This is a genomic window from Variovorax davisae, assembly GCF_030316845.1.
Classification (GTDB): domain Bacteria; phylum Pseudomonadota; class Gammaproteobacteria; order Burkholderiales; family Burkholderiaceae_C; genus Variovorax; species Variovorax davisae.
In genome coordinates, this window is the sequence record NZ_JASZYS010000003.1 from 1 (window position 1) to 19,739 (window position 19,739).

The 19,739-nt window shown below is 64.9% G+C and carries 19 protein-coding genes and 2 pseudogenes; 12 read left to right on the plus strand and 9 right to left on the minus strand.

Going from position 1 to position 19,739, the window contains the following annotated elements; genetic code table 11:
- Positions 1-112 precede the first annotated feature (112 nt).
- The 3 genes and pseudogenes from QTI33_RS07350 to QTI33_RS07360 form a co-directional block, all read left to right on the plus strand.
- On the plus strand, positions 113-529 hold the full coding sequence (locus tag QTI33_RS07350) for a hypothetical protein (RefSeq protein ID WP_286505146.1): 417 nt from the start codon (positions 113-115) through the stop codon (positions 527-529).
- A 222-nt stretch (positions 530-751) separates the two neighbouring features.
- The gene (locus QTI33_RS07355) at positions 752-1,351 is read left to right on the plus strand and encodes a hypothetical protein (RefSeq protein WP_286505147.1); all 600 of its coding nucleotides are present in this window, start codon (positions 752-754) and stop codon (positions 1,349-1,351) included.
- A 200-nt stretch (positions 1,352-1,551) separates the two neighbouring features.
- Positions 1,552-1,725 (plus strand): annotated as a pseudogene (locus tag QTI33_RS07360) (anion permease); the annotation flags it as partial.
- A gap of 100 nt (positions 1,726-1,825) precedes the next feature.
- Here QTI33_RS07360 and QTI33_RS07365 read toward each other — a convergent pair.
- The 3 genes and pseudogenes from QTI33_RS07365 to QTI33_RS07375 all read right to left on the minus strand — a co-directional run bounded on the left by QTI33_RS07365 (position 1,826) and on the right by QTI33_RS07375 (position 3,857).
- The gene (locus tag QTI33_RS07365; protein WP_286505148.1) at positions 1,826-2,119 is read right to left on the minus strand and encodes a hypothetical protein; all 294 of its coding nucleotides are present in this window, start codon (positions 2,117-2,119) and stop codon (positions 1,826-1,828) included.
- Between the two features lie 285 nt (positions 2,120-2,404).
- A pseudogene (locus QTI33_RS07370) lies at positions 2,405-2,656 on the minus strand (IS3 family transposase); the annotation flags it as partial.
- Between the two features lie 502 nt (positions 2,657-3,158).
- Positions 3,159-3,857 (minus strand): response regulator, encoded by a 699-nt coding sequence (locus tag QTI33_RS07375; protein WP_286505149.1) that lies wholly within the window; start codon positions 3,855-3,857, stop codon positions 3,159-3,161.
- A gap of 372 nt (positions 3,858-4,229) precedes the next feature.
- Between QTI33_RS07375 and QTI33_RS07380 the strand changes: the two genes are divergently transcribed.
- Positions 4,230-4,964, plus strand: coding sequence for a Crp/Fnr family transcriptional regulator (locus tag QTI33_RS07380; protein WP_286505150.1), 735 nt, complete (start codon positions 4,230-4,232; stop codon positions 4,962-4,964).
- A gap of 19 nt (positions 4,965-4,983) precedes the next feature.
- Here QTI33_RS07380 and QTI33_RS07385 read toward each other — a convergent pair whose 3' ends face one another.
- On the minus strand, positions 4,984-5,544 hold the full coding sequence (locus QTI33_RS07385; RefSeq protein ID WP_286505151.1) for a response regulator: 561 nt from the start codon (positions 5,542-5,544) through the stop codon (positions 4,984-4,986).
- Here QTI33_RS07385 and QTI33_RS07390 point away from each other — a divergent pair.
- Positions 5,543-8,629: a PAS domain-containing protein gene (locus tag QTI33_RS07390; protein WP_286505152.1), complete on the plus strand. Its 3,087-nt coding sequence runs from the start codon at positions 5,543-5,545 to the stop codon at positions 8,627-8,629. The two genes, QTI33_RS07385 and QTI33_RS07390, sit on opposite strands and share 2 nt — an antisense overlap.
- Here QTI33_RS07390 and arcC read toward each other — a convergent pair.
- The 4 genes from arcC to QTI33_RS07410 all read right to left on the minus strand — a co-directional run bounded on the left by arcC (position 8,614) and on the right by QTI33_RS07410 (position 11,643).
- Positions 8,614-9,555 (minus strand): carbamate kinase, encoded by a 942-nt coding sequence (gene arcC / locus QTI33_RS07395; RefSeq protein ID WP_286505153.1) that lies wholly within the window; start codon positions 9,553-9,555, stop codon positions 8,614-8,616. The two genes, QTI33_RS07390 and arcC, sit on opposite strands and share 16 nt — an antisense overlap.
- A gap of 52 nt (positions 9,556-9,607) precedes the next feature.
- Entirely contained in the window at positions 9,608-10,132 is a 525-nt protein-coding gene (locus tag QTI33_RS07400; protein ID WP_286505154.1) for a hypothetical protein, read from the minus strand.
- 68 nt (positions 10,133-10,200) lie between these two features.
- Positions 10,201-10,863, minus strand: coding sequence for a hypothetical protein (locus QTI33_RS07405; RefSeq protein ID WP_286505155.1), 663 nt, complete (start codon positions 10,861-10,863; stop codon positions 10,201-10,203).
- Positions 10,864-10,875: 12 nt separating this feature from the next.
- The gene (locus tag QTI33_RS07410; protein ID WP_286505156.1) at positions 10,876-11,643 is read right to left on the minus strand and encodes a DUF2092 domain-containing protein; all 768 of its coding nucleotides are present in this window, start codon (positions 11,641-11,643) and stop codon (positions 10,876-10,878) included.
- 151 nt (positions 11,644-11,794) lie between these two features.
- On the opposite strand from QTI33_RS07410, the gene QTI33_RS07415 reads away from it, so the two are divergent.
- The 6 genes from QTI33_RS07415 to QTI33_RS07440 are packed head-to-tail and all read left to right on the plus strand — an operon-like array spanning position 11,795 to position 17,760.
- Complete coding sequence (locus tag QTI33_RS07415) at positions 11,795-12,388, plus strand: hypothetical protein (protein WP_286505157.1); 594 nt, start codon at positions 11,795-11,797, stop codon at positions 12,386-12,388.
- Between the two features lie 56 nt (positions 12,389-12,444).
- Positions 12,445-13,578 carry an AI-2E family transporter gene (locus QTI33_RS07420; protein WP_286505158.1) on the plus strand — a complete coding sequence of 378 codons (1,134 nt, stop codon included), beginning with the start codon at positions 12,445-12,447 and terminating at the stop codon, positions 13,576-13,578.
- 34 nt (positions 13,579-13,612) lie between these two features.
- Positions 13,613-15,148 carry an efflux transporter outer membrane subunit gene (locus tag QTI33_RS07425; protein ID WP_286505159.1) on the plus strand — a complete coding sequence of 512 codons (1,536 nt, stop codon included), beginning with the start codon at positions 13,613-13,615 and terminating at the stop codon, positions 15,146-15,148.
- Positions 15,145-16,260 carry an HlyD family secretion protein gene (locus QTI33_RS07430; RefSeq protein ID WP_286505160.1) on the plus strand — a complete coding sequence of 372 codons (1,116 nt, stop codon included), beginning with the start codon at positions 15,145-15,147 and terminating at the stop codon, positions 16,258-16,260. Before QTI33_RS07425 ends, QTI33_RS07430 begins: the two co-directional genes overlap by 4 nt.
- A 10-nt stretch (positions 16,261-16,270) precedes the next feature.
- The gene (locus QTI33_RS07435) at positions 16,271-17,305 is read left to right on the plus strand and encodes a DUF2955 domain-containing protein (protein WP_286505161.1); all 1,035 of its coding nucleotides are present in this window, start codon (positions 16,271-16,273) and stop codon (positions 17,303-17,305) included.
- Positions 17,306-17,322: 17 nt separating this feature from the next.
- On the plus strand, positions 17,323-17,760 hold the full coding sequence (locus tag QTI33_RS07440; RefSeq protein WP_286505162.1) for an ion channel: 438 nt from the start codon (positions 17,323-17,325) through the stop codon (positions 17,758-17,760).
- A 44-nt stretch (positions 17,761-17,804) separates the two neighbouring features.
- On the opposite strand, the gene QTI33_RS07445 is transcribed toward QTI33_RS07440, so the two are convergent.
- Positions 17,805-18,215 carry a DUF2541 family protein gene (locus tag QTI33_RS07445; RefSeq protein ID WP_286505163.1) on the minus strand — a complete coding sequence of 137 codons (411 nt, stop codon included), beginning with the start codon at positions 18,213-18,215 and terminating at the stop codon, positions 17,805-17,807.
- A gap of 386 nt (positions 18,216-18,601) precedes the next feature.
- Here QTI33_RS07445 and QTI33_RS07450 point away from each other — a divergent pair, with 386 nt between their 5' ends.
- Positions 18,602-19,711, plus strand: coding sequence for an OmpA family protein (locus QTI33_RS07450; protein WP_353506309.1), 1,110 nt, complete (start codon positions 18,602-18,604; stop codon positions 19,709-19,711).
- The last annotated feature ends 28 nt before the right edge of the window (positions 19,712-19,739 follow it).

The following is a 19,739-nucleotide window of genomic DNA, read 5'->3' on the forward strand; positions in this document are numbered from 1 at the left end:
CTGCGTTTGCGCTATGAGACCACTGGATGAATCCGTGGCGCCTGATGACGACCACACGGCCGCGTGTTCTGCATACCAGCGATCAAAGCCGTTTACACACGGCCTCGGCCAAATGCAGACATTCACTATCCGCTGCGACATGAAGCGTTTGAGCTACCTTGTTCTTTGTGCCCCTCTCCTCGTGATGCACGCGGCGCGCGCGAGTCCGAATGCTGCGCCGAACGAGGACGAAGTAGGCGAAGTAGAGGCAGGTGTGGTGGCTGGTCTGGTGACCGGGGAAGTGTGTGTCGGCAAGTTCCCAGAGTTTGCTGGTCGCCTTGCGGCGTGGGAGACGGAGCCAAGGCCCGGAGTGGACTGGCCTGAAATGGTCCGCATCATCAAGCTCAGACCGGCCTATCAGAAGGCAAGCGCTGCAATGCAGCTTCAAAAGGTCCCGGTAGTCCCTGTCACAGATGCTGAGTTCCGCGCAGCTTGTGTATCGGAATTCGATGAATCCGCGAAACGGAGAGCTTCCGACCGTGCAAAGTAGACGAGCACTATCGGCCAGAACGCGTCATTCGACGCCGGCTCTCAATTCGCCCGATAGCGGACCTTAAACCGCCGCCTCCCCAGGTTTGATGAGGTTTCATCGACCGCAACGTGCCGCTAAGCGCGACCCACGCGGCCGGGGCGGTTGCTGTGGCAGGATGCAGCCAGTAGCAGAACTTCAACGGCAGCCTCCTGTTGACCCGCATTCATGACTCGACCGACCATGCAAGCCCTCGAAGTTCTGCGCAATGGGCAGACCCTGGTGGTGGCGGGCGCGGAGGACGCGGTTCTCCTCTCCTTTTCAATGCACGTGAGCATCGATGGCGAGCATCCTGCGACGCTCGAGATGCGTGGCATGAGAGACCTTGGCAATGACCGCCAAGCGCACCTGGAATGGATTCAAGAATTCCCTCTCGACCTCGGCGACGAGATTGCCGTGACGCTCCTCGAGGTAGAGGAAGTAACGCCGCCAGCTCAGGACATCGCGTCCGACTCGGATGGGTACATCGCCGAGAAAGCCGCATATGAGGCTCAACTTGCATCTGGCCTTCCGGTGCCCCGTACCTTGAAGCGCAAGCAGCCCGACGCCTCCCTGGAGGTTGTGGTGGGCGACGCGCCGGTCGTCGCCAATCTTGAAGGCGGTCGAGAGTTGTTGACCCTGCGCGTTGACTGGAACCGGTGGCGTCCGGAGCGGTGCCGCCTTTCTTTGCGCAGCTTCTCCGTCAAGGAAGGGCTGGCGCGGGAAGGGGGAAAGAACTGGCTCACCGCATCTGCCGCCAGGGACCAAGTGGTCCTTGTTCGTGTCGGTGCTCGCCGTGCTTAGGCAGAATCCGACCAACAGCCGCCACCGGCCATGAGCGGAAGTACATGAACGTCCGCTTTCCGGTAGTCCACCTTGATGTCATCTCGCGACTCGGCGGACGGCCTTGACCGTGCCGGAAGCCCCCGCGTTGTTCTTGCGAAAGTAGGCGACGCATCCGGCGGCCTGTGCATGTGCGGTGGCGCGAGCCTCCGGATCGTCGTGACTGGGACGACGTGCTGTCCAAGAAAAGCGCCTGGGACACGTTGATCTGGTTCGGTGCGCTGATCATGCCGGCGGAGCAACTGAACAAGCAAGGCGTGATCAAGTGGTTCTCGACGGCTATGAGCGAAGCCATCGTGGTCAGCGGCGTCGGCTGGGGCGGCACCGCCGCGATCGGCGGCCGGGATGTTCGGATTCAAGTGCTTTCGCTGCGCACGCGTGCTCATCGTCGGGACGGAGGCGTCCTCTGCCTCGGCGCTCGGTTCCGCTGCCCGCCTATTTCTTGAAGTGCCCTTTTTCGCACCAGAACTTGGTTTTGATATCAGGGTGGGCCTGGAACACGGCCCGTGCCGCTTCGCAGTTGTCGTGGTTGTATGCGTCGCCGTCCGCCGCGTCAAAGGTCGCGACATGGACGCGCTGGGTGGGGTCTACCGCGCTATCACGGTATAGCGTATATCGATCGTCCCGGCCAGTGCAACCGACAGCGGCAGCGCACAAGGCGATGCCGATAGCAGCGCCTGCGGCGACCTTGCGGCTGCGGGCAATGGTGCGCGGTTCGCGGATGCTCATGAGGGGCGGCCTCCTCGCTGTCATCGGTTGTCGGAAAAGGCGCATCTGCACGGAATCGTACTTGGCGTCGGGTGAGGCTGCTGCCGGCATCTCGGGCTCCCGGCGGGAACCCGATGTACCAGGCCGGGGTCTCTTAGACGTGTTCGCGAACGAAGAGACTGCAAGCAAAATGGAGTTGCACGAAACGTACGCCAACCCGGTGACGCGCGCAAGCCCGCTGACTCGGGTGTCCTGGCTGCCTTCGATCGCCGCTCGATGGAGGGCGGATAAAAAGTTGGACCGGTTTTATGTCGCCAGTCCGAGACCTTTTCGATATTCGATGGGGCTGCGAAAGCCAAGGGAGATCTTGATCCGCTTCTCGCTGTATCAACGGATGTAGGAATCAACTACCTCGATCAATTGCTCAATGGTCGTGGCCGTCCAGGCCCGAGGGTCAAACATCTCCGTTTTCAGGCGTCCGAAGAATCCTTCGCATGCGGCGTTGTCCGGCGAGCACCCCTTGCGGGACATCGAGCTGATGAGCGTCGCTTCTCCGATAGGCACGTTCATCCCCGCGGTGCAGGTTCTCGAAGGCGGCCTCTGAAACCTACGAGCGCCAGCGCCCATCAGACCCAGCAGGCGCGGGCCGCACTTTTGCGACTGGGCCAGTTTCGCGGCGTCTTTCTCTGGCTTGCTGGCTTCGGCTGCAGCTTGCTTTGCGGCCTCGGTCGCCAACTCGGCGGCCTTGACGCGCTCCGCTTCGTCTTTGAGGCACTGCTCCTCGCGCTGCTGGGCGGCGACGTGCTCCAGGCGCTTGCGCTCCACTGCGGCCTCGTCGTCCAGTCGCTGGCGCTCGATCGCGGCCAGCCGGTCGGCTTCCTCGCGCTGCGTTGCGGCGAGATCGTCCTTGGCCTTCAGGATGGCGGCCAATTCGGCAGCGCGCTCGCAGCGCTCAGCTTCCTCCCTAGTGTTGCGTTCGGCCCGGGTGATGCCTGCTCGGCGGCGGCCTCAAGGCGCGTGGCGCCGTCCTGAGGACTGTCGCTTCGACGCCGGATGTCCGTCATCGGGCGGAGAGATCCCCGGGGCCCGTCGGCGTCAAGGGGTCCGCGATCCGGTTCTCGTACGCATAGCGAACCAACTCGGCAGAATTCGAGACGTGCAGCTTTTCCTGGATACGCGTCTTGTGGGAACTCACCGTCTTCACGGACAAATGGAGTTCATCGCCGATCTCGGTGAGCCGCTTTCCGGCCGCGATGCGCCGCAGCACATCCAGTTCCCGGTCTGTCAGCAGCGTGTGCAGCGGCGCATCGCCGTGTCCATTGAGCTGTCGCACGACCTGTTCGGCCATGCTCTCCGTGACGTAGCATCCCCCCGCCGCCACCCGGCGCACCGCACCCACGAGTTCGGTGGTAGCGATGTCCTTGGTGACATAGCCGTTGGCCCCGGCCTTGAAGGCGCGCAGCGCATATTGTTCCTCCGAGTGCATGCTCAACACCAGGACCCGAACAGGGGGGAACTCGGTCTTGATGCGCCGCACCAATTCCAGGCCGTTCATTCCGGGCATCGACAGGTCGACGAGTGCAAGGTCGATTTCGCGGGCTCGGAGGATTTCCAGCGCCTGAAACCCCGTGTCGGCTTCGGTCAGGGTCCAACCGCTTCCGGCCGAGTCGAGCACACGCTTCAGTCCCTCCCGGACGATCGTGTGGTCATCGACCAGAAGCAGTCGAAGTGCCGGGTCGGTGACGGTCAAGGCTGTCAAGGGTCCCTCCTCGGCCGGCAGCAATACTGCCACCGTGCTCATTGCCTCAGCCTAGGGACTTTGACCGCAAATGCGCATCTCCGCAAGTCAGGCAGGGCCCAGCCAGCGAACGCACGTCCCGGGCTTCGTTCGGAATATTCCGAATCGACCCGGAAATCTCCGCCGGTTGGAAGCGCATCGAGCCGATGTTCAGCAAAGGCCGTTCGTCGCAGACTTCCTGCCGGCTGCCGCCATCCCTCTTGGGCGGCGAGCAAGGACGGAGACTATCCGGTGAACACATTGCCTATATCCGCCCGATCATCGCCCTTGACCCCGGGCGAGACGGGACGCATGCGCGGCCCTGGCGGTGGCGGCCGGACCGGCCTGGACGAAATGCTCGATCTCGTCGGCATCCCCGGCGTCGGCGGCAGCGCGGTCGCCTTCGTCCAGCCCACTCTACGCCGCCTCCGCACTCGTGAGCCCCTCTTCCTCGAAGGCGGTCGGGCGAGTTCGCTCTGCGTCGTTCGCCGCGGGAGCTTCAAGGTCTTTCGCACCGACGAGGGTGGCTGCGAGCAGGTCTTCGCCTTCGCCACACGTGGCGATATGCTGGGTTGCGACGCACTGTGCGGCGATCGCCACCTGATGGCGGCGGTCGCACTGGAGGATTCGAGCGTCCTGTCCCTTTCGCTTGCGGATTTCTTCGCCCACGCACAAAGCGTGCCATCGTTCTATCGCGGTGCGATGCGCGCCGTAAGCAACGCGATGATCGACCTGACACGGCTTTCCGACATGATGGCGGCCGTCGCAGCCGAAATCCGGCTTGCGAGATTCTTGGTGTATCTTTCCCGGCGCTCCTCGGACCATGGCCATCCGGCCGAATACCTCCACTTGCCGATGACACGCCGCGACATCGGGAGCTACCTCGGCGTGGCGCACGAGACCGTCAGCCGCTCGTTCAAGGCCCTGGCGGATGCGGCGTTCATCACCGTGGATAAACGCAGGGTCGAGATCCTCGACTTCGATGCACTGCGGCGCTACGGCCACGGCGCGCGCGCCCCCGCCAGTGCTCAGTGCCCCATGTCGGCCGCTGTATCGTGGCCCGACCAGAGGCTGGCGGTTGCGGCCTGAGAAGTGCTGCGGGGCGCCGTCAGCTGCGGTCGGTCGACGCCTTGATGGATCGGGCGGACGACAGCGCCACGATCCAGTCCCGCGCCTGCGAGAACTCGGTGCTCTTGTCGAAATAGGCGACGGCGCCGGCGTCCATATGGCGCTTCCGCATGGACGCCCAGCTAAACGCCGAGAGAACGATGACCTGGATGTCCGAATAGTTCTGCCGGACATGCCGCAGCACGTCGATCCCCTTGTCGAGCCCTCGCAACCTGGCGTCCAGCACGATGAGATCTGGTCGAGTCGAGGCGATTGCCGCCAGCGCGGAGGCCACATCCTCTGCGCAGCCGACGACCTCGACCCCTGGCGCCGTCGCCAGCAGTGCACCGAAGCTCTCCCGAATGGCCTCGGAATCGTCGACCAAGAGCACCTTCACTACCTGCACCTTGCGCATGTTTTCGCGGTCCTGCGGCGATGGTGCCCCCGATTGGGGATGAACGAGATGCGCAAAATCAATCTCACGGCAAAGAATTCGACGTTCTGCGGCATGCTGTGCGACTTGGCGCAATTTGCCGCAATTGCCCGGATGGCGAGATTCCATGCACGCGTGGCTTGACAGGCTTTCGATCCGCAGCCGAATCATCCTCATGATGGTGGCCGTCTTGCTTCCGGTCGCCGCGCTGCTGGCATGGGTGCTCCATGACGACGTCCGTCGTGCCCGCAGCGGCGCCTATGACCAGGTCCGGAATCTCGCCGCTGGGACGGCGGTGGAGCTGGGGCGCGTGCTGGGCCTATACGAGTCGGTGTTGGCGCAGGTGTCGGCCCGGCCGATGGTCCGGGCGCTCGACCCGGCGAGCTGCGAGTTGCTGCTCTCCGAAAACCCGTCGCCCAGCTCGGATGCGCTCGGCTTTGGGGTGTGGGATGCGCGCGGGAAGTCCGTTTGCCAATACGGACCGGGCCTCGTTCCCCTTGCGAGGGGCTCGGATCGACTCGAAGAGGCCGTGGCTGCCTTGTCTTCGGGCGCGTTCGCCGCCAGCGGCGTCCGGGTCGACGACGGCCGGGGCCGCAACCTCGCCGCGCTGAGCTATCCGATTCGTGACGAGACGGGAAAGAACGTCGGTCTGCTGGTCATGACCATCGACTCGGCGTCCCTGAACCACCAACTGCGGACCGCGGTAAAGGGGCACGCGGTTGTCACGGTGACGGACCGCACGAAGGCGGTGCTGCTGCGGTCGACCGATCCCGGCGACTCTGTCGGCTCACGGCTTGCCCCCGAAGAGCCAGGCCCCTGGGGCATGTCCGATGGCCTGGCTTTAGCGAAGGGAAGCGATGGCGAGCCTTGGCTCGTGGCCTCCATGACGCTCCCCGGCGTCGAATGGCGTGTGGCTGCCGGTTTGCCCGAAGCCGCAGTCCTTGCCGACTTCCGGGGCGCCGTCCGGCGAACCATCGCTATCGGCCTGGGGCTGTGCCTGTTGGTGATGGTCCTTGCGTGGCGTCTGAGTGCGGCCATTTCGGGTCCTGTCGCACAGATGCAGCAAGCTGCAGGCGAAGTCATCGCTGGCAAGAGGTTGACGGGTGCGCGACTCTCCGGACCGCCGGAGATCCGCTCGGTCGCACAGCAGTTCAATCGGATGCTCGACGCGCTTGCCTTGAGCGAAGCCAGGCGCGAGGCTGTATTCGCTTCAGCGCTCGATGCCATCCTTAGTGTCGACGAGAACCGGATCATCGTACACGCCAATTCGGCTGCGGCGCGCATGTTCGGTTGCCCGCTAGACCAATTGATCGGCGTGTCTCTGAAGCGCTTCGTCCCCGAGTTGCTCCGACGCGGCCGCGCCGAACAGGCCGCCGTGTTCGTCGAGGCGCCGGTCGTACCGCCGGCGACGCCAGCGAAGCGCGATGTGACGGCGTTGCGGCTGGATGGCGTTGAATTCCCATGCGAAGCTTGGGTCTCCCGCATTTCCATCGATGGCCCTGCGACCTACACGGCGATCCTGCGCGACATCTCTCAGCGCAAGAAGGCGGACGAAGATCTTCGCGCAGGCGCCTTGAAACTTCAGGCGGCGCTCGCCAGCATGAGCGACGCCGTCTGCATCTGCGACGTCGATGGCCGGCTGGTCGAGATCAACGATGCCTTCGCCTCGTTTCACGGGTTCGAGAAGCGATCGGACTGCAGCCGGCGGCTCGCCGACTACCCTGAGCTCCTGGACCTCTTCGACCGCGCAGGGTGTCTCGAGGCGTTGGCGCAATGGCCGCTTTCGAGGGCCCTGCGCGGCGAGGCGGCAACCAACGTCGAGTACCTGCTGCGGCGCCGCGACACTGGTGCCCAACGGATCGGAATCTACAGTTACGCGCCCGTCCTCACGGACGATGGCGCGATTGCGGGTGCGGTCATGACCGCGCGCGACGTCAGCGCCATGCGGGAGGTGCAGCTCGACTTGGAATCCTCGCATTTGGCGCTGCAAAGACTCATTGCATCGCGGGACCATGTGCAGGAAGAGGAGCGCAAGCGCATCGCACGCGAGCTGCACGACGATCTGCAACAAAGGTTGGCGGCCATTCGCATGGGTTTGCGGCTGGTCACCGAACAATATTCCGCCGGCCAGCCCGAACTGTCGGGATTGCTGGCCGGCATCGATGGCCTTGCGGCGGAAGCGGTCGTGTCGACGCGGCGCATCGTCAACGACCTGCGACCGCCCATGCTCGAGGACCTGGGGCTGCTGCCTGCGCTGGAGGCCATGGCCAGCCAGTTCAGCCAGCAGTCCGGCATTGCGTGCGACGTCGATGTCGCTGGCGGACGGACCGACGAGTTGCTGGAATCCCCTGCGGTCGCCATCTGCCTCTACCGCGTCGTCCAGGAGGCGCTGAACAACGTAGCCAAGCATTCCCGTGCCAGCGCGGTGCGCATCCAGCTGGGGAACGTGCCTGCGAATTCGATTTCCCTGCGTCTGCGGGACAACGGCCGGGGCATGGAGTCAGTGAACCGGCGCAAGCCTGAATCGTTCGGCATCCTGGGCATGCGGGAACGCGTCCGGGCCCATGGCGGCGTCATGCATATCGATAGCATGCCCGGGGCTGGCACCGTGTTGCACGTGCTGCTTCCGCTGGCCGGCGCGCCGTCGAACGCATGCCTGTTCGAGTCGGACGGCGAGGCGGACAGCCCGGATGATGCGGCAGAGGCCAGGCTTGACGATAAGGTGCTGCCGAGGCTCCTGGGCCGGGCGACGGACCAGACGCTGCAGGACGTGATCGACGCCATTTCTGGTAACGTGGCCGTTATCGACAAGCACGGCACGATCCGGTTCGTCAATCGCGAGTGGAGGCAGTTCGCGCACAAAAACGGAGATCCCGACGCCTCGTCGGTCGGACCCGGTGCGAGCTATCTGGAGGTTTGCCGGCGCAGTTCCCTGGACGACCTGTCGGCGCTCAGGGTTCTCAGAGGCCTCGAAGCGGTGCTTGCGGAGACCCGGACGGCGTTCAGCTGCGAATATCCGTGTCATTCGGAGATCGAGAAGCGCTGGTTCCGCATGCATGCCACGCGGATGATCAGGGGCGACGTGATGGTCGCCCACTTCCTCGTTAGGGCCGAGCGACATGTGCTGACCCGCCGCGACGACAGCGGCCCCAAAGTGACGCCGAGCTCGCCGGCCATCGTGAGGAGCCCAAAGGATCGTCACGGCCTGGCGTAGACGATGCCCCTGGCATCAGCGGCAATCGTGGTGCCCGCTTCGCCGGCGATGATGCGGCGCAGGTCGGCAAGCTCACCAATGGCGGCCCGCTTGCCAGTCGCGCGCACAAAGCGGCAGGCCGCCTGGACCTTCGGTCCCATCGAGCTGGCCGCGAAGGGCAGCGCCGACAGGGCATCTGGCACTGCGCTGCGGATCGCTCGTTGACCGGGCTTGCCCCACTCGGCATACACCGCGTCCGTATCGGTCAGCATCACGTACAAGTCTGCTCCCAGTTCGCGGGCCAGCAACCCGGTGGCCAGGTCCTTGTCGATCACGCATTCGATGCCGGTCAGCTTTCTCTTTTGGCCTGCCACATGGGCGGCCGGGATGCCGCCGCCGCCCGCGGCGATCACGATGGTGTCGCGCTCGAGCAGCCACCGGATCGGCCGCGACTCAAAAATTCGTTTTGGCTCAGGGGACGCGACCACCCGGCGCCACTGGTCGCCGTCCCGCTTGAAGATCCAGCCCCTGGCCCGCGCGAGCCGGTCGGCGTCGTCCTTGGCATAGACGGGGCCGATGAAGTGGGTCGGGTTGGTGAAGGCCGGGTCATTCGGGTCGACCTCGATCATGGTCAGCAGCGTCGCGAGCGGCCTCTCGGAGGGCAGCAGGTTGCCGAGCTCCTGCTCGATCATGTAGCCGATCATGCCCTCGGTCTCTGCTCCGAAGACCTCAAGGGGGTCGCTCTCGACCTCGGCATAGGCCGAACCTTGCAGCGCCAGCAGGCCGACCTGGGGCCCATTGCCGTGGCCGACGACCAAGTCGTGCTGCCGCGCGATCGGTGCCAGCGACTGCGCGGCGATGCGCACGTTCTCACGCTGGTTCTCGACCGTCATGGGCTGCCCGCGCCGAAGAAGTGCGTTGCCTCCGAGGGCGATGACGATCAGCACCCCCTGTCTCCCAGGTAGGCGCGGTCGAGCCGCAGCGAGGTGATCGCATCCATTATCTGGTGCCAGCCCGTGAATCTCGAGCCTGGCGCCGGATCGATGCGGTTGATCCGCCCGGTATCGAGCGCCGAACTGGGTGCCTCGGGGAGAACGCCATTCCCAGGCCGTCCTTGTCGTAGGGCGCGATGCCCAACTCGGGGGTGCGCACGAAGACCAAGCAGCTTGGCCCAGGGTAGTTGATGGTGCTTGGGAACGCATCAACGTCAATGAAATTCGAGGAGGTCTGGGCGGCGCCGTACATACCCAGTTCCACCCAGGCATCAAGCCAGTGGACCTGCGTGCTGCCGTTGATACCGAAGGCGTCGAAGCTGAGGTTGGTCTTGATCTGCGCGTAGCTCGTGGGAATGAAGGAGTTGTCGTCGAGTCTGGAATGGCGGATGCTGAGGACGGTCGCGCCGCCTGGGCCCGGGATCGTCCTCATGGCCCGCTCGGGCAGCCACTCAAGTGCCTTGTTGGACTGAGTGCGAGCAGCCCCGCACATGGCGAGGGTGGCGTCCGCGACGGCCACAAGCCTCTGCATCTTGGCTCCTTCCACCACCATCCGAAGGACAGCTCGACGTCGCTGCACGGCCGCAGCCTGGAGGGCGGCTAATACGGGGCGTTGACCACGATGTACTGCGATCCCTGAGGCTGGTACCAGGTGCTTCCGCATTGCTGGTAGACCATGCCGCCGTAGTTGACCGGGACACAGTTGGCCGGCACCGAGTGCACCATCGAGCCGATCGCTGCGGAGGTCACCGCGACCGCGGCGCCGACGGCGACGGCGCCGGCGACCGGGTGGTAGTCATTGTCCCAACCGCCACAGCAGTTGTTGTTGCCGGCGACAACCACGTTGGTATTCCGGTTGGCATTGACGTTCGTGTTGACGTTGGTATTGCGGTTGACGTTGGTGTTGCGGTTGGTGTTGTTGACGCTGTTGACGCTGGCGTTGCGAACATCATTGGTCCGCGCGTCGGCCCTGTTGCCGCCGGCCTGGGCGGTTTGCCTTCCGCTTGCGCCTCCGCCCGCGCCGGGGCGGGAACCACCGGCAGCCGCCCCGGCGCGAGTCCCACCGCCTCCCGCCGCCGCGCCCGCGCGTGCGCCGCCGCCGCCCCCTCCGGCGCGAGCACCACCACCGCCCCCACCCCCTCCGGCGCGAGCACCGCCACCACCGTCCCGGCCGGCGGCCTCGGCCACGGGGATCCAGGTGTAACCAACCAGAGCGACAGCGGTCAGAGCGGCCGCGAGCAATCTGCCGAATGTTCCTTTCATGGTCGTTCTCCTCTAGGTGGTCTTCGCCGGAACGAACTCGATCTTTGTCGCGCCCTTGGGTGGCGAGAACCTGAACGCGGACTCCTTGAAGGCCGGGCTCAGGTTCCAGTCCATGACGCTGACCGATTGAGGCCGCGCCTCGTCGGAGCGATTGACGATCACCAGCTTGCGCGGCAAGGGCTTGGCGCCGGTCGCGATCCAAATCTGCCAGTCGAAGTCTCCCTGGCGAAAGGCGTAGTGGTCGCAGAGGTCGCCCCCGACCAGATCCTGGCCGGCGTTCATGGCCGATTCGATCTTGTCGACCGGCGCAGCCGGAGTGCCCCAGAGGAACAGATCGGACAACGGAACCTCGAACCCATAGCGCTCCTCGAGCTTCTTGACGAGTTCGCCGTTCGACCCCGAGAACTCGACCGACGAGTAGTACTTCTGCTCAGGGAAGAAGAGAGTGACCGTCTTGCCGTCGTAGATGATCTCGCGCTCGGAGCGAATGCTCCACATGCGGGCGCGCAGCCGGTCCGGACGCTGCACGTCGACCGTGGCCGATGCCGTGTGCAGCAGCTTCTGGCCGTCCGCCAGAACACGTTCGCCCGTCAGCGAGGTCGACGCCCGGAAGCGCTTGAGGGTCTGCAAGAAGGTTCCCATGTCTTTGAGAGCCTGAATCGAAGCCGTGTCGACGGCACTTGCGGGAACGGTCGAGCCCGCCACGGCCGTCTGGGCGACGACGAGTGGCGAGGCCAATGCCATGGCCACCACAGCCGATGTGAGTCCTGCAAGCTTCATACGCCTCCTTTGGTGTTACGAGAACATCAATCAGGAACGAGAAGCGTGAGCATGCGCGTATTGCGCGCCCACTCATTGACGAACGTCAACTTCACGCGTCCGAAATGGATCATGCTCAGCACCCTCCGGAACCATCGTGAAAGGGATTCACATGAAGATCGCAACTTCGCTCACCGCAATGGCCATGCTGGGTGCGCTGATGACGCCCGCCGTCTCGCAGGACAAGCCGGCCCGGGAGGTCGCGGCCTCGACGAGCCCCGGCACCGGGACGCTCAAGGAGGTGATCAGGGCCACGGGCGTCATCCAGGCGGTGGACCTCGAGAAGCACCATGTCACCATCAAGGATTCCAATGGCAAGGTGCATGTGTTCGGAATCGGCCCCGAGGCACGAAACCTTGAGCAGCTCAAGGTTGGCGACAAGGTGACCGTCCGATACGCGCAGGCACTCACGCTGACCTTGATGAAGGATGGCAAGGAGCTGCGCAGCCGGGTCGAGACCATGAGCGGCGACAGGGCCAAGGCCGGCGATCGCCCCGGCGGTGTGGTCGGAGAAAAGGTCGAGGTCACCGCAGACGTGGTGGCCGTCAACCGGAAAACCCACATGATCACCCTGCGCGGAACGGAATACGAGGTCGACCTGATCGTCCGCGATCCCGACCAACTGAAGATGATCAAGGTGGGCGATCAGGTTCATGCCGTCTACACCGAGGCGGTGGCGCTGTCGGTCGAGCCGGCGAAGAAGTAGGGCGGGGCGGGGGCCCTGCCTAGCGCAGACCCAGTCCACTTTCGGAGGGTCGACCCATGAGAACGCTTCTCCAGTCCGATCTCGTACGCGAGACGCGGATTTCCAGGAAGCTGATGGACGTCTTCATCCGGGCCGGACTGGTTCTGGCCCTGACGCTTCTCTGCTACAAGATCTTTTCGCCCTTCATCACCATGATGGCCTGGGCCCTGATCCTGGCCGTGACGATGTATCCGGGCCACCAGGCGCTGGCCGGTCGGTTGGGCGGGAAACAGGGTCTGGCTGCCACCTTGCTCGTGGTGGGCGGCATTGCGTTGATCGTGGTCCCGATGGCCGTCGTCCTGGGCTCCATGGGCGATTCGGTCCATGAGACGATTTCGCGGGTGAAAGACAACGAGTTTGCGGTGCCCGCGCCGCCGGCGCGCGTGGCCGATGTGCCGATCGTCGGCGCCAAGTTGCACGGCTTCTGGTCGCTGGCGCACACGGACATGCCGGCGGTCGTTCAGAGGATGCAGCCGGAGCTCGGCGAACTGGCCGCCAAGGCGCTGGCAATGGTGGCGAGCATCGGCGGAACCATCCTGCTCTTCATGGTCTCGTTCATCATCGCCGGCATCATCATGGCCTTCGGCGAGTCGGGTGCCCAAGCCGCGAAGTCAATCCTCGGGCGCATTGTCGGCAGCCGACGAGGCGAGGATTTCGCTGCGCTCGCCACCTCGACCATCCGCGCAGTCGCCCTGGGCGTGGTCGGCGTGGCCTTCATCCAGGCGATGGCGGTGGGCATCATCATGATCCTTGCCCAGGTTCCCTTTGCTGGCGTGCTGGCCGTGATCGTGCTGGTGCTGGGCGTCGCGCAGGTGCCGGCACTGCTGGTCACCGTGCCGGTCATCGCCTACATCTGGCTCAGCAAGGACTACGAGACCGTACCGGCCGTCGTCGATTCGGTGCTTCTTGTGGTCGCCGGCATGCTCGACAACGTGCTGAAGCCGCTCTTGCTGGGCCGGGGCGTGGATGCGCCCATGCCGGTGGTTCTGATCGGTGCCCTGGGCGGTCTGGCGGGCGCCGGCATCCTGGGCATGTTCCTCGGCGCGACCGCGCTGAGCCTCGGCTATCAGATCCTCATGCGGTGGGTCGTGACGGATCCGGACGTCGTCGACCTGGATGAACTGGAGGGCGAGCCACCGGTCGTGTCCTGAACCGATGCCCGAGATGCCTTCGATGGGGTCGAGCTTGCGAATCTTTGTCCTCGCCGGCGCCGCCGCGACGCTCGGGGGATGCACCACGGTGGGCCCCGATTTCGAGCGGCCCCGCGTGCCGTGGCTGTCGGAGTGGAGCGGAGGTTCGCTGGAAACGCTCGCCGCCGATGCGCGGCGCCCGCGCAATGGCTTGATGCAGGCGTGGTGGCGCAATTTCAACGATCCTGTGCTGGACCAGTTCGTCGCCGAGGCGCAGCGCGTCAATCCCAATGTGCGAATCGCCGGCATGCGCATCATGGAGGCGCGGGCCCAACTCGGCATTGCCGATAGCACGCGCTATCCGCAGGTGCAGCAGGCAACGGCCCAGGTGCTCGGCGTCGGCGAGCAGCGTTCTGGCGGGCGCGACAACAGTGCGTGGACTGCGAATGCCGGCTTCAGCCTGGGTTGGGAGATCGATTTCTGGGGCAAGTTCAGGCGCAGCATCGAGTCGGCGGACGCCGCCTATCTCGCCAGCATCGCCCAGTACGACGATGTCCAGGTGCTGATGGCGGCCCAAGTCGCCGGCCTGTATTGCACGATCCGCACCGTGGAACTGCGGCTGCGGATCTCTCGCGAGAACGCGCAGCTGCAAAGGCGCAGCCTCCAGATCACCGAGCTTCACTTCAAAAGCGGCAACGAGTCCGAGCTGGACGTCCAGCAGGCCAGGGCCCAATACCTGGGCACGCTCTCGACCGTGCCCCCGCTGGAGATCGCGCTGCGCCAGGCGCAAAACGCCTTGAGCATCCTGCTGGCCCGCCCGCCGGGCCCCTTGCCCGAGATGGAAGAGGGGAAAGAAAGGATCCCGCAGGCCGGCCTGGACGTGATCGTCGACATGCCGGCCGACCTGCTGCGGCGCCGTCCGGATGTGCGGGCGGCGGAAATGCAGCTGGCTGCGCAGTCCGCCCTGATCGGCGTGAGCGTGGCCGATCTCTATCCCTCCATCTCGCTGCTGGGCTCGCTGGGCCTGTCGGGTTCCACGGTCGAGGGGGCATCGCGGGTCTTGAGTGGCGCCATCGGGCCCAGCCTCGTCTGGAACGTGTTCGACCATGGACGTCTGACCAACACCGTGCTGGTGCAGGACGCTCGGTTTCAGCAACTCTATGAGCAGTACCAGAACACGGTGCTGCAAGCGGCTCGCGAGGTCGACGATGCGTCGGTCGGCTTTGCCAAGACCGGCGAGCAGATCGTGCTGCTGGCAGATGCGGTGAAGGCCGCGCAGCGTTCGCTGGAAATCGCCGACCGGCAGTACAACGAGGGCCTGGTCGACTTCCAGCGCGTGCTCGACTCGCAGCGCACCTTGTTCAGCGAACAGGACCAGTTGGTGGCCAGCCGTGGCAGCCAGTCGCAGAGCCTGATCACCCTCTACAAGGCCATGGGAGGAGGTTGGGAGGCGGCCCGCAGCCGGCCGGTGCTCGACGACGCGACGCAAGAGGCCATGGGTCGGCGCAGCGATTGGAAGGGGCTGCTGGCCGCCCCGTTGCCGGCGCCCGGCGACGCTGCGTGGCCCCCTCTGGAAGGAACAAGCCCATGAGCGACGAAGTCAAGCAGCCCCCCGAACCGCCGCCCGACAGCGGCAAGGGCGCGCGCATCGGTGCGATCGTCGTGCTGGTGCTGATCGTCGCCAGCCTGGTCTGGTATTTCGTTTCGGACCGCCTGACGCCGTACACGTCGCAGGCCCGGGTGCAGGCCTTCGTGGTGCCGGTAGCGGCGGAGGTGTCGGGCCGGGTGCTGAAGGTGCATGTCAAGAACAATGACAGTGTGGAACCCGGACAACGGCTCTTCGAGATCGACCCGACGCAATACCGCATCGCGCTGCAACGCAGCCGTTCCGACTATGAGTCGGTTCGGCGCTCGGTCAATGCCTCGGTGGCGTCGGTCGAAGCCGCCCGGGCCGGCCTGCGTGCAGCCACGGCCAACTACCTCTACGCTCAGCAGGATGCAACGCGGCTGGAGCAGATCTTTGCCGAAGACCCTGGCGCGATCTCCATCCGCCGGGTCCAGAGCGCGCAGGCAAGCCGGGTCAAGGCACTCAGCCAGGAGCAGGCCGCCCGGGTTGATCTGATTCGTGCCCAGGAAGCCGCGGGAGACAACGGCGACAAGAACGCGCAGCTGATCAGCGCGCGATCGGGCGTCGAAAAAGCCGAGTTGGACCTGCAGCGCACCGAGGTGGTCGCGCCTGGTGGCGGTCTCGTGACCGACCTGCGCACCGACGTCGGGCAGTTCGTGCAGGCCGGCGCGCCTGTCATGACGCTGATCACCGTCCGCGACCTCTGGATCAGCGCGGACATGACCGAGAACAACCTTGGCAACATCGAGCCCGGCAATGCGGTGGCCATCGTGCTCGACGTGATGCCGGGCCGCGTGCTGAAGGGCCGCGTGCGCAGCATCGGGACCGGTGTCGCCAGCGGCCAGCCAGCGCAGCCCGGAACACTGCCGACGATCGAGAACAGCCGTGACTGGCTGCGGCAGGCGCAGCGATTTCCGGTGGCCATCGAATTCGATCCGTCCGAGCGCGAGAAGCTGCGCGCCGTCCGGGTCGGGGGGCAGGCCGAAGTGCTGGTCTACACCGGCGATCACGGCCTGATGAACTGGCTTGGAGCGGCCTTCGTCCGCATGATGAGCATGCTGTCCTATGTCTATTGAACGCCGTCGCATGGGACGGGCCGACAAGGCCGTGCTGCGGCTGGCCATCGGCCTGGGCCTCGCGGTGCTGGTGGCCTACGGTTTCGCGCTGAAGGCACCCTACGCAGTGTGCGTGGTCGCCGTCCTGATCCTGTGCAAGCCGGGTCCGCCGATCCCGCTTTTCAAAGGCATCGTCTTCGCCATCGTTGTGCTCGCCCTGATGGCCGCAGGGGTGCTTGTGGTTCCGATACTGCAACACTACGCGCTGGCCGGGGTGCTGCTGACAGGCGCGTTGCTCTACGCGGTGTTCTATTCTGGCGCTCGCAACGCCAATCCGCTGACGACGATTCTCGTGATGGCCATTGCCCTGATTCCGGTGGTCGGGGTGGTGTCGCAGGTCCTGGCCTTCCAGATCGGCGCGACACTCACGGTAGGCCTGTGTATCGGGGTGCTGGTCAGCGGTGCTTCGCATGCGCTGTTCCCTGATTCGCCCGTGCCCGCGGGCAAAAGGGCGGCGCCTGAGCCCAGCTCGCGAGAGTCGGCGAGTTGGACCGCGTTGCGCGCCGTCGTGGTCGTCATGCCGGTCTTCGTGCTGGCGCTGACCAACCCATCCTTCTACGTCGCAGCCATCATGAAGTCGGTGGCTCTGGGCCAACAGGCCGGCTCCGCCAGCGCCCGGGCGGCCGGACAGGAGCTCCTGGGGTCTACGATCTTGGGCGCCGTGATCGCCGGATGCCTCTGGGTCGGCCTGTCGCTGCGCCCCAACCTGTGGATGCTGATGCTGTGGATGGCGGCGGCCGCACTCTGGGTCGGGACGCGGCTCTTTCGGGTTCGGCCCAACGCCTTGTCGCCGTCGTTCTGGGTCCAGTCGCTGGTGACCATGCTGCTCCTGCTGGGCCCGGCCATCGAAGACAGCGGCGGCAGTGGAGGCAAGGACGTGCTCAAGGCGTCGGCCATGCGCGTCGCTCTGTTCGTTGCCGTGGCGCTCTATGCGTGGGCGGCGGTATGGGCGCTGGAACGCTGGCTAGCCACCCGGCCCGATGCGGTGTTCTACAGACAAGGCTGAACGGAGGGATTCACACCATGTTGATCAATCTCGCGATCGGGCTGCCGACCATCCTGCTGTGCCTGGTGCTCCAGGCGGCGTTTACGTTCTGGAGCGTTCGCTACTACATCGACCGATCGATGCGCGTCGGCTTCGCACGTCCGCTCGTTCAGATCCGCTCGCTGCTGGTCGCAATGCTCGTGCTGGTACTAGGCAACTTTCTCCAGATCATGATCTGGGGATCGCTGTTCATGGTGCTGGGCGAGTTCGACGAGTTGTACGAGGCGGTGTATCACTCTGCAGTGAATTTCAGTTCGCTGGGCTATGGTGACGTGGTGATGACCAAGCCCTGGAAGCTGCTGGGTCCGCTCGAGGCCGGAAACGGGGTGTTGATGTTCGGCCTGACCGGCGCCGCGTTGATGGCGATGCTGCAACAGATGATCAAGGCGCAAGCGGAGAAGGGCAGCACCGGGTAACCGGCTCCTCACCATCCTCGCCCCGCGCTCGCGCTCGCGATTGCTCAGTCCAGGCCCCAGACCTTGAGGGTGGCCGCCGACGCGTTGCCGAGGATCTTGTACTGGACCGTCACGGACGTCAGGCGCCCCTTGCGCCCCGGGGCGTCCGCCGGAGCGGTCTGTCCACCCGCCTTCAAGACGCCGACGTCCTTCAGCGTGTCATCCCTGCGGTTGTCCCAGTTGAGCACGAGTTGAGTGATCTGCACGTCTGCGCCCTCGGCCGACAACTTCACCTGCTTGACGTCCTTTTCCCATCGATTGCCTGTGCTCTTGATCTGCGCGCTGGGATCGGAGGCCTTGATCGTCTGCTCACCGAGCACGAACCACTGGTCAGCCGCCGTTGCGGTGCCCGCGCCCATGAGGGCGGTGGACGCGAAGGCCAATGCGGCCATCAGGGTACGAATGTTCGTCGTCATGAAGTTCTCCTTCCAATCCCGCGAAGCCGGTTCTGGGCAAGGCCAGCGGACGCCAATTGTCTGTCCCTCGCGAATGCCTGCATTGACGTTTGTCATTGAATGGGAGTCTTGGAGTGTTAATTGCAACGGACATGGAATTTGTCACTTCGAAAATGGAGAAGCACGACGAAGCCAATTAACGTTGCCGAAACCCAACTCAGGCCATGCAACCGTCACCCCAATTGAAACGGCAAGTTTGTTCGCTCACTGTGATAACGACACATTCGGTTGCATTCATGCATTCCAGCGGACATGATCAATCTATTGTCGACTTCGACTGGCTCGAGTGATTGACTGTCCCGAAGGCTCGCGCTGAGGCTCTCTCATCAACACAGTGAGGAGAATTCATGTTTCACCGACGCACTTTCGCAGCTTGCTGCGCGCTGGCCCTTCCGTATGGTGCCTGCATGGCGCAGACCACCTTCGCTCCGGACCAGTACTTCGACAACCGCTGGTACATCACGCCCTTTGGCAGCTACATCCATCCTGACGGTGACCGCAACGCCGACAACGGTTGGGGCGGAGGCGTATCCATCGGCAAGCCGATCAGCCCCAGTTGGAACATCGAATTGCGCGGCCAGTACGAGGAACTCGACGGCAAGTTCGGCACCGGCTTCGGCGCCTTCAACAGCACGGACAAATACAAGAACTGGAGCGGCACGCTCGATGCGCAGTGGTTCCCCTGGAGCCGCCAGGGCATCAACCGCTGGCAGTCGAGCAGCGTGCACCCCTATCTCGTGGGCGGCATCGGCGCCATCGACAACAAGGTGGAGCGGGCCTTCGGCGTCAACGACAGCCACACGAGTTTCATGGCCAATGCCGGGCTCGGCATCGTCTGGCCGTTTTCCTCCTGGGGCCGGCTGGTGGCAGACGCACGCTACCGCTATGTCGACAACGCCAACAACAGCCGGACCGGCAACCGGCAGAACATGAACGACTGGCTGTTCTCGGTCGGCCTGCAGATTCCGTTCGGGCCGCCGCCACAGGTGGCGCAAGCGGCCCCGCCGGCAGCCATGCCGGCACCGATGCCACCGCCGCCCCCGCCGCCGCCGGCTGCGCGCAACTTCGAGCTCAAGGCCGACGGCACCTTCGCCTTCGCCAAGTCGGACCTGACGCCCACCGGCCGCACCCGCATCGACAACACGCTCGCGGAGCTCAAGTCCTCGGGCATCCGGTTGCGCGCGATCTCCATCGTCGGCCACACCGACCCGATCGGCAGCAACGAGTTCAACCAGCGCCTGTCGCTGGCGCGGGCCAACTCCGTGCGCGACTACCTGGTCGCCCAAGGCGTCCCGGCCAACATCATCACGACCGAAGGCCGCAGTTTCTCGGAGTTGAAGGTCACCGAAGCCGATTGCAGGGCCCAGGGCAAGGCGAAGACCCGCACCGCGCTCATCGCCTGCTTCGAGCCGAACCGCCGCGTGGAGATCCGCGCCACGGGCGAGCAGCCGGGCTAAGTTCATTCCCTAGCCTCACCAGAAGACC

Coding starts and splice junctions, on each gene's coding strand:
- QTI33_RS07350 (WP_286505146.1), top strand. CDS start 113: ATGCAGACATTCACTATCCGCTGCGACATGAAGCGTTTGAGCTACCTT.
- QTI33_RS07355 (WP_286505147.1), top strand. CDS start 752: ATGCAAGCCCTCGAAGTTCTGCGCAATGGGCAGACCCTGGTGGTGGCG.
- QTI33_RS07365 (WP_286505148.1), bottom strand. CDS start 2,119: ATGAGCATCCGCGAACCGCGCACCATTGCCCGCAGCCGCAAGGTCGCC.
- QTI33_RS07380 (WP_286505150.1), top strand. CDS start 4,230: ATGCTCGATCTCGTCGGCATCCCCGGCGTCGGCGGCAGCGCGGTCGCC.
- QTI33_RS07390 (WP_286505152.1), top strand. CDS start 5,543: ATGCACGCGTGGCTTGACAGGCTTTCGATCCGCAGCCGAATCATCCTC.
- QTI33_RS07385 (WP_286505151.1), bottom strand. CDS start 5,544: ATGGAATCTCGCCATCCGGGCAATTGCGGCAAATTGCGCCAAGTCGCA.
- QTI33_RS07400 (WP_286505154.1), bottom strand. CDS start 10,132: ATGCAGAGGCTTGTGGCCGTCGCGGACGCCACCCTCGCCATGTGCGGG.
- QTI33_RS07405 (WP_286505155.1), bottom strand. CDS start 10,863: ATGAAAGGAACATTCGGCAGATTGCTCGCGGCCGCTCTGACCGCTGTC.
- QTI33_RS07410 (WP_286505156.1), bottom strand. CDS start 11,643: ATGAAGCTTGCAGGACTCACATCGGCTGTGGTGGCCATGGCATTGGCC.
- QTI33_RS07415 (WP_286505157.1), top strand. CDS start 11,795: ATGAAGATCGCAACTTCGCTCACCGCAATGGCCATGCTGGGTGCGCTG.
- QTI33_RS07420 (WP_286505158.1), top strand. CDS start 12,445: ATGAGAACGCTTCTCCAGTCCGATCTCGTACGCGAGACGCGGATTTCC.
- QTI33_RS07430 (WP_286505160.1), top strand. CDS start 15,145: ATGAGCGACGAAGTCAAGCAGCCCCCCGAACCGCCGCCCGACAGCGGC.
- QTI33_RS07435 (WP_286505161.1), top strand. CDS start 16,271: ATGGGACGGGCCGACAAGGCCGTGCTGCGGCTGGCCATCGGCCTGGGC.
- QTI33_RS07440 (WP_286505162.1), top strand. CDS start 17,323: ATGTTGATCAATCTCGCGATCGGGCTGCCGACCATCCTGCTGTGCCTG.
- QTI33_RS07445 (WP_286505163.1), bottom strand. CDS start 18,215: ATGACGACGAACATTCGTACCCTGATGGCCGCATTGGCCTTCGCGTCC.
- QTI33_RS07450 (WP_353506309.1), top strand. CDS start 18,602: ATGTTTCACCGACGCACTTTCGCAGCTTGCTGCGCGCTGGCCCTTCCG.